At 42.0% G+C, this 15520-nt stretch carries 17 protein-coding genes and 1 pseudogene; all 18 read right to left on the bottom strand.

Annotation, left to right across the window (positions count from 1 at the left end; translation table 11 throughout):
• Positions 1–4 precede the first annotated feature (4 nt).
• On the bottom strand, positions 5–688 hold the full coding sequence (locus GMD4S_RS10825; protein ID WP_001032310.1) for a head maturation protease, ClpP-related: 684 nt from the start codon (positions 686–688) through the stop codon (positions 5–7).
• The gene (locus tag GMD4S_RS10820; RefSeq protein ID WP_000511777.1) at positions 681–1943 is read right to left on the bottom strand and encodes a phage portal protein; all 1263 of its coding nucleotides are present in this window, start codon (positions 1941–1943) and stop codon (positions 681–683) included. Before GMD4S_RS10820 ends, GMD4S_RS10825 begins: the two co-directional genes overlap by 8 nt.
• A gap of 87 nt (positions 1944–2030) precedes the next feature.
• Complete coding sequence (locus GMD4S_RS10815; protein WP_000222988.1) at positions 2031–3623, bottom strand: terminase large subunit; 1593 nt, start codon at positions 3621–3623, stop codon at positions 2031–2033.
• Positions 3620–4093, bottom strand: a complete 474-nt coding sequence (locus GMD4S_RS10810) for a phage terminase small subunit P27 family (protein WP_000057466.1) — start codon at positions 4091–4093, stop codon at positions 3620–3622. The genes GMD4S_RS10815 and GMD4S_RS10810 overlap by 4 nt, the downstream gene beginning before the upstream one ends.
• 49 nt (positions 4094–4142) lie before the next feature.
• A complete protein-coding gene (locus GMD4S_RS10805; protein WP_000992184.1) occupies positions 4143–4358 on the bottom strand; it encodes a DUF4314 domain-containing protein in 216 nt (71 codons plus the stop codon).
• Positions 4359–4437: 79 nt separating this feature from the next.
• Positions 4438–4560, bottom strand: a complete 123-nt coding sequence (locus GMD4S_RS13885) for a hypothetical protein (protein ID WP_272943094.1) — start codon at positions 4558–4560, stop codon at positions 4438–4440.
• Positions 4561–4666: 106 nt separating this feature from the next.
• Positions 4667–5839 (bottom strand): annotated as a pseudogene (locus tag GMD4S_RS10795) (DNA cytosine methyltransferase).
• Positions 5836–7095, bottom strand: coding sequence for a site-specific DNA-methyltransferase (locus GMD4S_RS10790; RefSeq protein WP_000869308.1), 1260 nt, complete (start codon positions 7093–7095; stop codon positions 5836–5838). Before GMD4S_RS10790 ends, GMD4S_RS10795 begins: the two are co-directional and overlap by 4 nt.
• 9 nt (positions 7096–7104) lie before the next feature.
• A complete protein-coding gene (locus GMD4S_RS13145; protein ID WP_000340864.1) occupies positions 7105–7527 on the bottom strand; it encodes a helix-turn-helix domain-containing protein in 423 nt (140 codons plus the stop codon).
• Between the two features lie 208 nt (positions 7528–7735).
• A complete protein-coding gene (locus tag GMD4S_RS10780) occupies positions 7736–8101 on the bottom strand; it encodes an HNH endonuclease signature motif containing protein (protein WP_001138021.1) in 366 nt (121 codons plus the stop codon).
• Between the two features lie 264 nt (positions 8102–8365).
• Entirely contained in the window at positions 8366–9028 is a 663-nt protein-coding gene (locus GMD4S_RS10775; protein ID WP_000913325.1) for a PBECR4 domain-containing protein, read from the bottom strand.
• 643 nt (positions 9029–9671) lie between these two features.
• The gene (locus tag GMD4S_RS10770) at positions 9672–9902 is read right to left on the bottom strand and encodes a hypothetical protein (protein WP_237738357.1); all 231 of its coding nucleotides are present in this window, start codon (positions 9900–9902) and stop codon (positions 9672–9674) included.
• A 149-nt stretch (positions 9903–10051) separates the two neighbouring features.
• The gene (locus GMD4S_RS10765; RefSeq protein WP_000267706.1) at positions 10052–10279 is read right to left on the bottom strand and encodes a DUF7678 domain-containing protein; all 228 of its coding nucleotides are present in this window, start codon (positions 10277–10279) and stop codon (positions 10052–10054) included.
• A 178-nt stretch (positions 10280–10457) separates the two neighbouring features.
• On the bottom strand, positions 10458–10808 hold the full coding sequence (locus tag GMD4S_RS10760; RefSeq protein ID WP_000335299.1) for a type II toxin-antitoxin system PemK/MazF family toxin: 351 nt from the start codon (positions 10806–10808) through the stop codon (positions 10458–10460).
• An 11-nt stretch (positions 10809–10819) separates the two neighbouring features.
• On the bottom strand, positions 10820–11308 hold the full coding sequence (locus tag GMD4S_RS10755; RefSeq protein ID WP_000357689.1) for a hypothetical protein: 489 nt from the start codon (positions 11306–11308) through the stop codon (positions 10820–10822).
• Complete coding sequence (locus GMD4S_RS10750; RefSeq protein WP_000221145.1) at positions 11301–12653, bottom strand: DEAD/DEAH box helicase; 1353 nt, start codon at positions 12651–12653, stop codon at positions 11301–11303. Before GMD4S_RS10750 ends, GMD4S_RS10755 begins: the two co-directional genes overlap by 8 nt.
• Positions 12604–12915 (bottom strand): VRR-NUC domain-containing protein, encoded by a 312-nt coding sequence (locus GMD4S_RS10745; RefSeq protein ID WP_001209159.1) that lies wholly within the window; start codon positions 12913–12915, stop codon positions 12604–12606. Before GMD4S_RS10745 ends, GMD4S_RS10750 begins: the two co-directional genes overlap by 50 nt.
• Before the next feature lie 243 nt (positions 12916–13158).
• A complete protein-coding gene (locus GMD4S_RS10740) occupies positions 13159–15513 on the bottom strand; it encodes a virulence-associated E family protein (protein WP_000424009.1) in 2355 nt (784 codons plus the stop codon).
• Positions 15514–15520 lie beyond the last annotated feature (7 nt).

Here is a 15520-nt window from a genome sequence, read left to right as displayed (position 1 = left end):
TTTCTTATTTCAAGAGTGACAACCGTTTCTCTAACTGAGAAACTGGTGTTTTGGGCTGAGGTTTTTTATCAGCCAATTTTAAAAGCAGCTGGTTGGTCACCGCTGCTCGACTAAACATCATACTTTGAACCGTCCCATCTTCATGAGGTGCAGGCTCATACAAAATAGAATCCGCAAACCCAAGTTCAAGAGCCTTCTTAGCATTAAACCAAGACTCAGCATCCATCAAGTGGGATAGCTGTACCCGAGATAAACTAGTCTTAATTTCATAGGCATTGAGAATGGACTCTTTGACTTCCGATAACATAGCAATGGCCTTCTCCATTTCTTTAGAATCGCCAATTGCGACCGTCATCGGATTGTGAATCATCATCATAGCAACTGGACTCATATTGACGGTGGTTCCCGCCATAGCAATAACACTGGCTGCCGAAGCTGCTATGCCATCAATATTGACGGTCACGTCATCCTTGTAGTCCATTAACATATTGTAGATTTGAGCTGCCGCAAAGACATCTCCACCCGGTGAATTAATCCATAAGGTCAATGGTCCGGTGCCACTCATGAGTTCATTCTTAAAGATTCGCGGAGTCACATCATCATCCACCCAGGATTCACTAGCGATTGTACCATTTAGATGCAGCACACGCCCCATTTCATTCTCGCTGAAATTCCAAAATTTATTCATGACTCTCTCCTTTTTGATTTGTTTTCATAAATCCTCCTGCATCTTTTAACTTGGTCATATTGCCATTAATGAGGTAAAGGTCACCCCCTTCTTCTGGCGGGATAGGGTTGAGTTCTTCCAGCTCTCGGATATCATTTGTCGAGAGCCAGCCGTTTTGCCGTCCAATCGCATAGCCGTTCATTCGACTTTGGTAATCCCCACGAAGCAAGCCATCCACATTGAATTTAATGAAATGGGTCTTCTTTTCTTCCGGCAGCAGCAAACTTTTCTTAAGAGCCTGTTCAAACCGAACCACCCAGGGATCCAAGGTATACTTAACAAACTCAAGGGATTGTTGCTCAATGTTAGAGAAACTGGACTTCTCTAAATCTCCTACCATGTGCGGTGGAATCCGAAAGAGACGCGCAATCTCATTGATTTGAAACTTGCGGGTTTCCAAGAACTGTGCTTCTTCAGGCGGTATCCCAATTTGCTTATAGCTCATACCTTCTTCCAGGACAGCTACCTTATGAGCATTTCGTGTCCCCTGATAGACTGCATTCCAGGAATCTCGGACCTTAGCAGGGTCTTTTAAGATACCCGGGTGTTCGAGAACTCCACCGGGGTTAGCACCGTTGCCAAAGAAACTAGCGCCATATTCTTCACAGGCAAGCGTTATCCCCACCGCATTCTTCGCCAGAGCAATCGGAGAATAACCAATCAGACCATCAAACCCTAAGCCTGGAATATGAAGTACCTCTTCTTGTGATAAAACAATGCTTCCTTTTTCCTGAAAATTAGGATTGTCTTCCTCATAACGATTGTAAACATAAAAGAGCTTGCCCTTCTCACTTCGATGAACGCTCATCTGATCCGGTAGCAAAGGATACAGCCCAATCACCTGACCTGAACGGTCACGAAGAATCTGAGAATAGGCATTCCCCCAGATCAAGAGATGGCTCATCAAGGTTTCCCGAAAGACAAAAGATGTCATGTCAGGATTCGGCTCATCATGCAAAAGCGTGTAAAGGACATGTTCCGTATCCTTTGCTTTTCCTCCTTCGGAGTATCGATAAACATGAAGAGGTAAAGATGCAATGGTCTCTGACAGAATCCTTACGCAGGCATAGACCGCTGTCGTTTGTAATGCCGTCCGTTCATTGACCGTTTTCCCACTCGTGGTTCGACCAAAGAGTAGCGAAAAGTCATTCCCTTCATACTTATTTTTGGGCTCTCCCCTCTGTCGTTTTAGTCCTAATCGTTCCAATATTCCCATAGTCATCTCCTTTTCTAGGCATGAAAAAAAGCACCTCGCTTGAGATGCTTTACAATCACTCTTTCAATTGTGGAAAATCTAATAAATTTAAAAGGATAAGATTCCTCGCTCGTCATAAATACTACCGTCATTCTTTTGATGTCGAATGCACCTGTCTAAAGCCATAATGGTCGCGATAATCCCGTCAATCTTTTCGACAGATTTTTCTTTATCAGGCTTAATATTTCCGGCTGGGTCCTGTCTCATGACTACGTTTTGGGCCATCCATTTTAGAACCGGATGACCTCCATGCTGGATTTTACCTTCCATCATGAGTTTATAGTACTCTTTGGAAGGTGGACTCATGTCCTTATAGCCCTGACCAAATGGAACCATTGTTAAACCCATGCCTTCTAAGTTCTGAACCATCTGTGTCGCATTCCAGCGGTCATAGGCAATTTCTTTGATATGATAGATAGTGGACAGTTCTTCAATGTACCGTTCAATAAATCCATAATGAACAACATTCCCTTCCGTGGTAAGAAGAAAGCCTTGCTTTTCCCAGACATCGTACAGCACATGGTCTCGTCTAGATCTAAGAACCAGGGTTTCTTCAGGCAACCAAAAATATGGAAGAACTTGATAGTTCTCTGCTTCATTTCTTGGTGGGAAGATTAGGACAAAGGCTGTAATATCTGAAGTGGAAGATAAATCCAGACCAGCATAACAATCTCTGCCTTTTAGACTCTCCACATCAATCGGCTGTCTTCCTTTATCATAGATATGTTCCGGAATCCAAGTCACAGCTGAATTGGTCCAAATATTGAGTCGCAATTGCTTGAATACATTTTCTTCTGCTGGGTTATCTAAGGCATTCAGATAAGCTTCCCGAACCCGGTCAATCCCAATCGTATGACCAAGGGAGGGATTAGCCTTTAGCCAGTTCTCTTCATCGTTCCAATCATCTTCTTCTGAAAGGCCATAGACAACTGGATAAAAGGTACTATCTTTTTTTCGCCCCTTTAGTATATCTAAGGCCTTGGTATGCAATTCATAACAAATAGAGTTTTTATCGTTTCCTGCTGTCGTGATAATAAAAAAGAGCGGCTGCTCCCTTGCATCACCACTCCCTTTGGTTAAGACATCGTATAAATGGCGATTGGGCTGGGCATGAATTTCATCAAAGACTAAACCTGATACATTGAGTCCATGCTTGGTTCCAGTTTCAGCCGATAACACTTGATAGAAACCAGCATTGGAATAATTGATGATACGTTTAGTGGCTCCCATGACTTTGGATCGTTTCTCCAGAGCTTTACTCATCAAAACCATTTGCTTGGCCACATCAAAAACAATAGAAGCTTGATTTCGGTCACAAGCTGCCCCATACACTTCGGCACTGGCTTCTCCGTCTGCGTATAAGAGATAAAGAGCAATCGCAGCAGCTAGTTCAGACTTCCCATTCTTTTTAGGAATCTCTACATAGGCCGTCAGGAACTGTCGATTCCCATCTTCTTTTACGATACCAAAAAGGTCACGTACAATTTGTTCCTGCCAGGGTAATAAGAAGAATTTCTGTCCCGCCCAGCGTCCTTTGGTATGGCAGAGATTCTGAATGAAGGTTACTGCCCGGTCTGCCTTTTTCTCGTCATAATGAGAAGTTGGAAGCATGAAGGGAGAAGGGATGTAGTAATATGTCATAAGCGCCCTCCAAGTAAATCTTCCATTTCATCACCTGACCCCACATCTGTATCCATCGAAGCAAGTCGTGTTCTGGAAGATGGAGTCAAGCCAAACTGTTCACAGAATTTAAGCATGATTTTAAGATTGGTCTGAGAAATAGAAACTTGTGGCACTTGTTGGAGATAGCTATTGGGAGTTTTGATGATAGAGCCGTGTTTTGAAAGAAACTCTTCTGCTTCCTTCCAGCGTGCATAAGCTTGGCAGTAACCTGCAAAAGCTGTCATATCCATATCAGTTAAAAGTCCCAATCCTTCTAGGATTTTGCCCATACGCTTCCATTCTTTCTTGGCATCTTCTTCAAGCCAGGAAGGGCATCTAGGAGCTTTCTTCTTAGGCTGTATTTCATTCTTTGGAAGTGGACGCTTGCCAGGATTCCCTTCTAAGATTTTTAAACTAATTGGTTTGGGCTTTCTGCCCTTCTGTGCCATGCCCTCACCTCCTTCAGCCCACAAGAAAAAAGTCCGAAGACTTAATTTCTTATGAATCGATTTTCTCTACTTCATCAATGCCATGTAACACATGGAGTTGTCGGCCATTGTCCCATTGAACAACCAAGGAACCAATATCATCTACATCTTCCACCGTTCCCAACATACCAATTGGCACTGGATTCGGGTCTTCCATTTTTAAGAGCCGCACCCTTGTTCCAGCAGGATACCGCTTTTTTAATAATTCTACAATCTTCGCATTCATCTTTGTTCTCCTTTGGGGTTCAATTTGTTCAATGGTATAATACCTCTATTATACATATTTATCCAGTTATAAGAGATAATTATTCGAATATTTTTTGACTTTCAAGAGTGGTCTCCACAATCAATTGCTCAATCATTTGATTGATATATTTCAATTCTAGATAACCAAACTGATTGGTCTTCAATGCCCTCTTAATATGCATAAGCAGTTCCTGAAGTTGTATTTTGGAAACTGGTGATATCGATGGAAACGACTCCAATTGAACAGCAATTTTTTCAAGATAATGCTTGGTTTCTGATTCAGGAAGATTATTCGTCATGATTTTCCTTTATCGCATTTAGAATGGCTTTCCCAATAGCAAATACAACTGATACTGTCACACCGTTTCCTGCTTGTTTATACAACTGAGCATCCGAATTTACGGCACAAGCTTTTTCAAATAACTCATCAGGAAATCCTTAAAGCCTGAAGCATTCTTTAGGAGTCAATCTTCGAATCTTAACTGTTTTTCCCTTCCAGACAACAGCTCCCATTTGCCCTCCGCAAGAAAGGTTATGAGCCAATCCTTTTCCAACTCGTGCTCTTCTTGTTCTGGATCCTGGATAAGATAAATCAACTGAATCTCCAACATTCGCAACTTGATAACCTTTCTTAGTACCATTGCGAACCTTTATCCCCTCTTGCTCAGCAACTTCTAAAACTGCTGTATTCATAGCTGTTCTTTTTGTCACCCCTGATGTATAGCGAGCAGTGATACAGCGTGCTGTATTTGTTACCTTAGGAGCTGTCAAAGATTGGTCAATCATATAGAGTCCTGTTTTAGCACCTACTCCGCCTCCCTCACCAACAAGAGTCGTTGAAATGCCAGAAGTATCATAAACTCTGTAACTTTGCATGCCACCTATAAGCTGCTTAAGATGGCTGCTGCTTTCTCTGCGGACAGGTAATACTTGTCGTCTACCTCTGCTTCTAAGATGTCCGAGAGTATAGACTCGTTCTCTGTTTTGTGCGACTCCGTAATCTTTGGAATTAAAAATCTGCCATTCGAGGTCATACCCTGCTTGCCCCAGACTAGAGAGATAGTCGAGATAATCTCGTCCCCGGCTGCTTGATAAAAGTCCCTTAACATTTTCAAGGAGTATCCACTCGGGTTTATCCTTTTCTTCTTGGCTTTCGAGCAAAGCAACAAATCTAAAAAAGAGTCCACTTCGTTCACCGTATAATCCGGCTCGCTTTCCTGCGATAGACAGATTTTGACAAGGGCTTCCCGCACACCATAAATCTGCTTTTGGAAGTTGTGCTGGGTTGATGCTTGTGATATCGTCATGGAACCATTCTCCTTTCGTTTCATACATGGCTTCATATGATTTTCTTGCAAACTTATCCTTCTCGCAATAGCCAATACATTTCATTCCCGTCAACTCTAATCCACAACGAAAGCCACCGATTCCTGCAAAGAAATCCAGAAAAGTTATCGTCATTGTGCTTCCTCCATTTCATTCAAAGCTTCTTCAAAAGATAAGGTCCTGCCTTCACGGATTAGTTTCACATCCGTCTTTTCTGTTGCTTCCATGTAGCGTTTGACAATAACATCCACAAACTTTTCATCCAGTTCTATGCCATAACAAACTCGACCTGTCTGATCAGCCGCAATTAAGGTAGACCCACTGCCTAAAAATGGGTCCAGTATAAGTGTCCCTCGCATGGAAGAATTCTGAATCGGATAAGCCATAAGCTGAACAGGCTTCATAGTCGGATGCTCTTTACTGGATTTTGGACGGTCATATTCCCAAATGGTCGTCTGCTTTCTATCAGAAAACCATTGGTGTTTTCCTTTTTGTTTCCAGCCATAGAGCACAGGTTCATGTTGCCACTGGTAAGGGCTTCTACCTAATACCAGAGCATTCTTTTTCCAAACGCAACAACCGCTCAGATAAAAGCCAGCATCCTTAAAGGCCCTTCTGAAATTCAGTCCTTCTGTATCCGCATGGAAAACATAGATAGAAGCATCATCCTCCATGGACTGTTCTACATTGACAAACATGTTAAAAAGGAACTGATAAAAATCCGCATCGGACATATCATCATTTTTGATTTTTCCCGCTGTTTCTTCCACATTAACATTGTAAGGAGGGTCAGTTACGATAAGGTTGGCCTTCTTATCTCCCAGGAGAAGCTGATAAGTTTCTAGCTTTGTAGAATCACCACAAATCACTCGGTGTTTCCCAAGATGCCAGATATCTCCTTGTTTCGAGATAGTCGGTTTTGTCAGCTCCCCATCTACATCAAAGTCATCTTCTTTCACTTCCTTGTTGTGAACCTTAGAAAATAGCTGATCGATTTCTGGGGCTTCAAAACCGGTTAGGTCTAAATTGAAATCCGCATCTTGCAAGTCCACCATCAGGTCTGCGAGAAGTTCTTCATTCCACGCGCCTGTGATTTTATTTAAAGCAACATTCAGGGCCTTTACCTTATTCTCATCCTCAATTCGAACCTGAACACATTGAACTTCTTTATAGCCCAAGTCAGATAAGACGGTCAGTCGTTGATGGCCTCCAATTACAGTACCATCGAAATTAACAATAATCGGGTCAACATAACCAAACTCCACAATGGATTTCTTGATTTTTTCGTATTCCTTATCACCCTTCTTGAGTTTCTTTCGTGGGTTATAAGCCGCTGGTTTTAAAGAGTCAATGGATAAAGAGACCCATGTCATATCTTGTGTGACTTTCATACTACCTCCTTAGTAAAAACGAGATTGAATATAGCAGGCATGGCTACAAAATTTCCGCTTCGCATTGCCGTATGATAAAAAAGACTTACCGCAATGTTGGCAAGCCAATTCATAGTAAGCTGTATTTTGTTTCTGGTGTAATTCTGGATGGTCCTGCCACCAGTATCTCCGACAAGCATCTGAACAAAACTTCTTAGGTCGACCAGTTCCTTTGGGGATAAAGGTTTCTTTACAGTGAAGGCAACAAGGAAGACCACTGGCTTGGTCTTTCATCATCTTCGTGACGGCATTTCGATAGCCCAATAGTTCCGGATTTCGTTTGCAGTAATTGCGAACAGAATCCCTAGATAAACCGACTATCTTTCCAATCGATTGGTATCCCAAACCTTCAGAACGTAGTTTTCTAATCTGTTTTCTCTGAAAATCGTCCATTTCTGCCTCCTTTCTTTACTGAAATCTCTAACCTTTTAAATCATAAAACGAAATAAAAACAAGCCATAACTTCCTGTTACAGCTTGTTTTTCAGTTATTTATTTCTTCAAAAAATATACCCCTTTTACATTTTGCGAAAATGCACGTTTGAGGGGGCCACGGTCTTTTGAGAGGCAACTCACAGAGATTTTATCCCCCCTACCCCTCGTCAGAAATCATAGCCATAAATTGGAGCATGGTCTTCCGTCATAGTTTTATAATCATGACAGGATTTACAAAGAGGTTGCCAGTTGCCCTCATTCCAAAAGAGTTTTTGGTTTCCTCGATGAGGAGTGATATGATCCACTACTGTTGCAGGTGTAATCATTCCTTTAGCTCGACACCTCACGCAAAGCGGATGTGTTTTCAAGAAATGAAGCCGAGCTTTGTTCCACCGTGAGTCGTAACCTTTAGCCTTTGTCGACTTCACCTCAAGTGAGTGAACACTTTGGTGATCCTCGCAGTACTTAGAACCATAAGGTACGAGCTTTGGACAGTTTGGAAATTTGCAGGGCTGAGCGGGTCGTCTCGGCATGGCCTTCACCCCTCCTCTCTATGTTCTTTCACATCTTAATCATATCACAATTATTCGTGCAAAGCAGTACCGACTTAGTACCGTATTAGTACCGGGGTAGTTCCAGAGTAGTCCCGCCCTAATACCGGGGTAGTTCCAGAGTAGTCCCGCCCTAATACCGGGGTAGTCCCGTCTTTTTGTTTTTTACAGTTTTTACTTGACAAATAAAAAAGTTCTATCTCACCAACAGATAGAACTTAGTATTTCAGTTATAAAATACGGCTACTAGCACATAAGATCATCAGAGATTTTCATTTTCAGCTCCTCTGATAAAGTACTCAAACTTTTTCCCTTATCTTGCATGTGGATAGTATCATACTTCCTTATCACATCTTCTTTACTTAAAATAAAATCGACAGCATGAATAGACTGAGAGCTTGTTTTATCAAATATATTTCTATCTTTAACTCTAAAACTCCTAGGCACATAATATGTATCCCCAGTAGCATCAGTTGAGTCCAGAACCACTAATAATGATTTATCTAGGTTTGTGAGTGCATACGGATAAGTTGCTGACGCAGTAACTAAATCCTTTATTACAAATAGCTCCTCTTTTATAAATAAATCTAGTGCTCTCAATCCCTCCGTTTTTCTGATTGCTATACTTAATGGATGGCGATCATTAAAAAATATCTGATTTCCCCCTAAATGCCCTTCAGAGGCTGACATGTAAAATTGGTTTGGCGACAGTCTTGCATTTGCACCAGTAAGATGTTTAAAACTATCAGTTTTAAAATGCATTTCAAAACATTCATCACCAAATATATAAATAAAACGCTTACCTACAAGTCTCTCCTTATACAAACGAGCACTACTAATAATATTTCTTCTTACTTGCTCTTTTTTTCTATGAATATTCACTAAGCTTTTCCAGTCTTTCTTTAACAATAAAAGAGCAACCTACTCAGGTCACCCTTCTATTTATATAGTGAGTGTTTTATCCTGGTTGTCAGGCTCGCTACCCATCTTGATAGCTAAAATGTTACGGACATTCTTCTACTAGCCGTATTAGTCAAGCACTATCTCTGCTTTGGAGCTCGCTACCCATCTTGATAGCTTTAAGTTATGGAATTATACCTGTTCCATACCCAGTACAACTTTAAAGTGTCTCCACACTCAAGATATTTCTATCTTCACTAATATTATACAACAAGAAAGGAGGTGATGCAAGTAATCAGTGGAATTTTTTCAAAATTTTGAAACCTCAACCTCTTTTCAATTTCTAAATGAAAATGACCTACAGCAAGCTGTAAGCCATTTATTTTAGTCGGTTTATTCTGGTGTCTGCCACCCGCTTGGCTCTTATGTCCAAGATTAAATATCGGATTTAATTTTGGTGTCCGCCACCCGCTTGGCCCTTATGTCCAAGATTAATATCAGATTGACCATGAGCCGACCACTCAAATTAAAAATTCTCATTTCACACTCGGCTAATTTTTGTTTACCAACAAGTCAGAACCGTCACTTGTCTCATCAAAGTGATGACATGAGAATATCTCATCTACATCATATTATACGTTAAGTAGACCTATTACGCAAATGAAAAACAATCCAATGAACAACGAACCATGCGCCTGTAATAATTTTCCATTATGTATGCTGCCATATCTGAGATGGCTTCCTTTGTCACTGGCATAACCTGCATGCTGTAGGTTTGTTGATTATAAAGTGTTAAGAATTGAAACTTGATATGGTAGATATAGACTCCTGAAACAAATAAAGTAGATAGGATTTCAACTTCTAAGATTTTCAAGTGTAGCACCTCTTTCTGTTGGTACTTCTAGTATAACTAAAAACAACTGATCAGGGGTTGCTATCCTCTCAAATGTACAAAAAAATGCCTGAAATGACCATTTCTTGTATCTCAGACATTTTTAAGGCAGAAACTTCAAATATTTCTGCGCTCTATATTTAAGCTGGAAAACGTTCTAGAATCTGGTCCAAAATTTCTTCTAGGCTTTCATCTTCCGGATACATTTCCCAACCCCTGTCGTAACTAATGACTTCCTCACCGTCTACGTCCACTCCCAATTTAAAGATGCGTCCGTTGTCTATTCCATCCTCGAAGGGTTCAGTGCTTACCTTCGCTAGGTAAACCACCTTTCGATTGTGACTTGTAAATATTCCTTCTTGCCACATGTTTCTGCCTCCTTAGTCCAACCAAACGTAGTCGTCAACTTCCAACGTGGTAAAATCCGTATTTCTTAATTAAGTCCACTATTTTTTCAGGGCTTTTACCCCTTTTCTTTTTTGTATGTGTATGTTACCGTACGACTTTTTATTTATCAAGTCATTAGCGAAGATTATTCAAAATTTTTTAAACTCCTATCTGGACCCGTAAAGCCCGGTCAATCCGCACCAGCCAGGCTTCTTCTCGAATGGTCATGACCTTATTTTTTAACTGAAATTTATCCACTGTAAGAACCTGCTCTGCCAAAACCAAGCTGGACCACTTAAGCCCTTTGAAAACTTTCTTAGGTAGATACACATGAGTAGGCAGGTGCTTTTTCTTTTGAACCTGCTTGGTTAGGGGAACAACCGTAACCAAATGAGAATGGTCATTAGCTTTATTATTGCTGACGATGATGGCCGGTCGAATCCCTTGCTGAATATGACTGTTTTTCTGATTTCCAAAATCTACGTAATAAATATCTCCTCGTTTGCACATATGGTTCTCCTCTAGCTAAGTAAAAAATCTTCTAACTGCTGGTTTCTGATGGTATAAATCAAACGCAGTTCCTTAATGGCCTTTTGCTTCCACCTGCTAATGGTACTCCTGCTGATATGATACTTGACCATAAGGTTGTCCCAGCTTTCTGACACAATGACTAAATCCGTCACAAATTCCGCCAAATCATCTGGAAGCTGACTGACAGCTACTTCAAAAAAATGCAATTCCTGAACTAAACGACAGTAGCGCTTTGACAAATATTGATAAAGCTCCCGATTGGCTTTCTCTGTTTCTTCCTTGTAGGATAAAGCAATGATCTCACTGCGATAAGGATTCTTACTGGTCTGCACCCTTGGTTCATCAGACCGACCATAGACCATGGTGTCCAGCATCTCATTTTCTGAGATGCCGACAAACTGGTCCAACTGGCTACATAAGAGCTTCATCTCCTTTTTCATGTTCTTGTAATCATAGAAAAAGCTTTCTATTTTATCCATCCTTTTCCTCCTCTCTCAATTCATATCTGACGGCATCAATCAGGGATTGCTGAGAGATGTCCTTTTCTTTCAATCGTTTCATGACTTGTTCGTCCATCGTGCTCTTTGTAATGATGTGGTGAACAACCACCGTTTCTTTCTGCCCTTGCCGCCAGAGCCTGGCATTAAGTTGCTGGTACAGCTCCAAAGACCAAGTTAAGCCGAACCAACAAATGGTATGACCGCCAGCTTGAAGATTCAGTCCATGACCACTGCTTGCCGGGTGAATCAAACCAAGGACTATCTTTCCCTTGTTCCAGTCCTCAATATCCTGATTGCTTTGAATCACTCTAGTTTCTGAAAAACGTTCCTTGATGCGTTTCAAATCATGCTGGAACCAATAAGCGACTAACAAAGGCCGGCCATTCATACTCTCCACCATTTCTTCAAGAGCCACTAACTTCTGATCATGCAAGAGTACCGCCTTTCGATTCTCATCATAAACCATGCCATTAGCCATCTGCAGTAATTTATTCGAAAGGCTGGCACTGTTCACGGCATCAAGTACCTGCCCCTTGAGAGAAACCACCATCTCTGCTTTGAGCTCCTTATAAACTGCAAATTCTGTCTCCGACATCTCAACTAGAACTTCATTGTCCACTCGTTCTGGCATATTAAGATAATCCACTGCCTTCATAGAAATCGTCATATCCGCTATCTTTTCATAGATGGCTTCTTCTGCGCCATCCTTTGGCTTATAAGAAAAGATAACCTGACCGTTTCGTTTGTCGGGGTCAAAATACTGATTGCGAAAAGCTGTGATGAAGCGTCCCAGGCGCTGTCCGCCATCTAAAATGCCAATCTCAGAAAATAGGTCCATGATGTTTCCAGGAGTTCCCGTCAGCCCAACCATGCGCTTGATTTTAAATCGAACTTTCCTAAGAGCCTTGACGCGTTTAGCCTGATAAGACTTGAAGCTAGATAGCTCATCAATCACCACCATATCAAAATCAAAGAGTTGATTCTGAATCAACCAGACGACATTTTCTCGGTTGATGGTATAAATAAAGGCTGAGCGTGTTAAGGCGGCTCTTCGCTCTGGTTCACTGCCAATGGCAATGGAAATATCCAGCCCCTTTAAATGTTCCCACTTATCCAGCTCACTCTTCCAAGTATGACTGGCTACTCGAAGCGGGGCAATGACCAAGACTTTTCTGACCTCAAATGAATCCAATATCAAATTCCACAATGCCGTTAAGGTAATCACGGTTTTGCCTAGTCCCATATCAAGAATCAAACAAGCTGTCTCATGCTCCTCAATGAATCGAGTCGCTACCTCCTGATAAGGATGTGCCTTGTATGTCATCTAGTATTTCTCCAATCTTTCCTTTATCATCCAGCATATAAACCAGAAACCCCAGCTTTCTTAACTGTTCCATGCGCCTGACCTGAATCTTTCTGGGCTTTTCTCCTGGGGCTTTTAACTCCACAAAACCAATCTTTCCTTGAGGTAAAATCACGATTCGATCAGGCATCCCTACCAAGCCAGGCGAGACAAACTTCATGGCGAGACCACCCCGCTTCTGACTTTCTAGTCTCAGTTTTTCTTCAATTTCTCTTTCTCGCATTTCTTCTCCTCCCAGGGTTTCCGATAGGGGGTGCCAAAAGGGTTCAAACTCCTTACGCGCGTATGGGTGTCCATTACTCCTATTTTACTAGTAGTAACACTACTCTCTTAGAAAAGATAGGCAACTAAGGAAACTAGTACTAGAGAAACTACTATTGGCAACAGCTTTGAGCAGTTTCCCATTCGGTTGCTGAAAGGTAAAATCGAAAACCTGCGGAAACCAACTAAAGCTTCCCAAGTTGCCTTACGGCACCCGGACAAAAGCACGTTGAGTACCATACAGGGAAAACTTCATCTTACCAGTCGTATTTCCTGTGTACTTATTCCAGCCACCGATTTTATTTAGAATTCCTTCAATTTCATAGGAATCAGCCTTTTTGATATTCTGTCGTTCCTTACCGAAGCACTCACACCAAATTTCCATAATGCAGACCCGCTCACGCTGTTCTGTTCCCTTCAAAGTCTGACTGCCAAAGTCACTACCAGCCAAGAAAGTCCGTCGCTCATATAAGTCCATCTTGGCCCAGTTATCTGGCAATAAGGTATCCAGGTACTCAGCTACAATGCCTTCTCGGTCGTCTGATTCCATGGCCTCCTGTCGCTCTTTATTTGCTTCATTTTCTGCTTTTCCTTTTAGAAACAATTCCTCCCCTGCTTCATAATAGACCTTGGCTTCTGCCCACAATTGGTCTACATCGACTAGCTCCCAAGGCTTTAACTGACTGGCATCGGACACTCGAATCGGCCAAAAGCGACGGTTCCCAGTCACGTCTCGCAAGAAGCCACCTTCTGAATTGGTTGAACCCACAATAATACAAGCGCGTGGGTGACTTTCCACATTCACCCCATAGGCTTGACGGAACTTATCATCCTGTCGTGATATAAAGGATTTAACAGTTTCCACATCTGTTTTTCGAATTCCTGTCATCTCAGAAATTTCTAGAATCCAATAGCCCTGGAGCTTTTCTGCCGCAGTTTTATCCCGCATGTCTGAAATCGCCAGAGAATCCGAGAACCACTCTTTACCTAGCTTGAGAAAGAAGGTTGATTTTCCTATCCCCTGCGGTCCATTTAGTACAAGAATAGAATCAAACTTAATACCTGGTTCATAAATTCTTGCTATCGCAGCCACCATAGTTTTTCGCATGACTGCTCGTGTATAAGCTGTGTCCTTTGCCCCAAGGTAAACGATAAGAAGCGAATCAATCCGTTCGACTCCATCCCAGACCAAGGGTTCTAAATACTCCTTAATGGGATGGTAGAGCCGGTAAGAAGTCACCACAGCTAAAAGAGCATCCTTGAACTTGGTAGGTGACCAAATACCATAGACACGCTCAAAGTAGAGCTTGGCATTAGCTAAGTCCGAATCATTCCAGCCAGGACGTGACCGTCTCCAAGGCAGCTCACCAATCACATCAATAACATTCTTGAATTCATTGTAGACAATGTTTTGAAGATTGGGGTCAAAGTGCAGAATCGTCGCAATGTTGGATAAGGTATCCTTAACACGGCCGGTCTTATCCAGCTCTAAGCTCGCCTGCCAATTCTCCGTATCAGCAAATTCCAAAGTCGCATCTGCTAAGCGCTCTTTTGCCAGTGTCTCCCTGGTCGCATCATCTTTTAGGACATAATCCTGCATAGCCTTATAAGACGGTTGCTTAGCTGAGTCTTTCTTTTCCTCATCATCCTGATCACCAAAGAGATGCAGGCGAACCAGGTCAAAAGCCGATAAAAGCCTGTGACCATAAGGGTCGGTCGCATGGTGGCTATAAGCAAATTTGTCATCATAAAGAACAACCCCAGCACTGGTTGTGGCATGAATATAATCAAAACGACCTGGAATGCTGGAAGGCTTGTAAACATCTCCTAGAAATTTTTCAATTGCTTCTGTAATGGTGTAGGTTCGGTTAAAAGCCCCAATCAAGCCAGATTTTCCAAGAGGATCTGCTTGTTTGGCAATGGCCCGCTCCAGCAGCTTGTTCTGCCGGCTGGATACAGGCCACTCAGTCGTATCTTTCCAGTTCTGATAGCGCGCTAGAACCGTGTCCGGACTGAGGAAGTCACCCTCCAATTTTTTGAAGACAAATTCTCCATCTTGCGAGGTTGAAGGCCAATACATGAGTCGACTCGGTTCATAGGTCGTATCATCAAATAGCTCCATACCGATATCTTCAGCCACTTTTCTGGCAACAGCCTGGTATTCCTCAGCCGTTACTTCCCGAGATAAGGGGATAATCAAACGTAGCCTTGGATGCTCTTTGGTATGTTTATGCGTTGAATAGAAATAGGCAAAGAAAGAAAAGAAGAGTTCGACTTCATCCATAATGCCAGGTGTCGCAAAGTCCATATCTAAAGTCAGAGCCGAGCGAGACAACACCGCATCTTTCTTTCGTCTTCCTTTGTCAAGCTTTCCTAAAACAAAGCCGCCGACATCTTTAATATTATCTTGTTTTGATTTCGCTAGTTTCTTATACTCTGCAACGGTCTCAGCCGTTCGGATAGTGGTTGAAATGCGGGCTTCAAACTGTTCCAAGCTATAACTGGTTTGCGTCCAAATCTTATCGGTTCGTTTGTTTCCTAATGAAATGGTAAGTTCCATTCTTTCC

Source organism: Streptococcus sp. GMD4S, from assembly GCF_000296955.1.
This window is presented reverse-complemented; position numbering and strand designations above follow the sequence as displayed.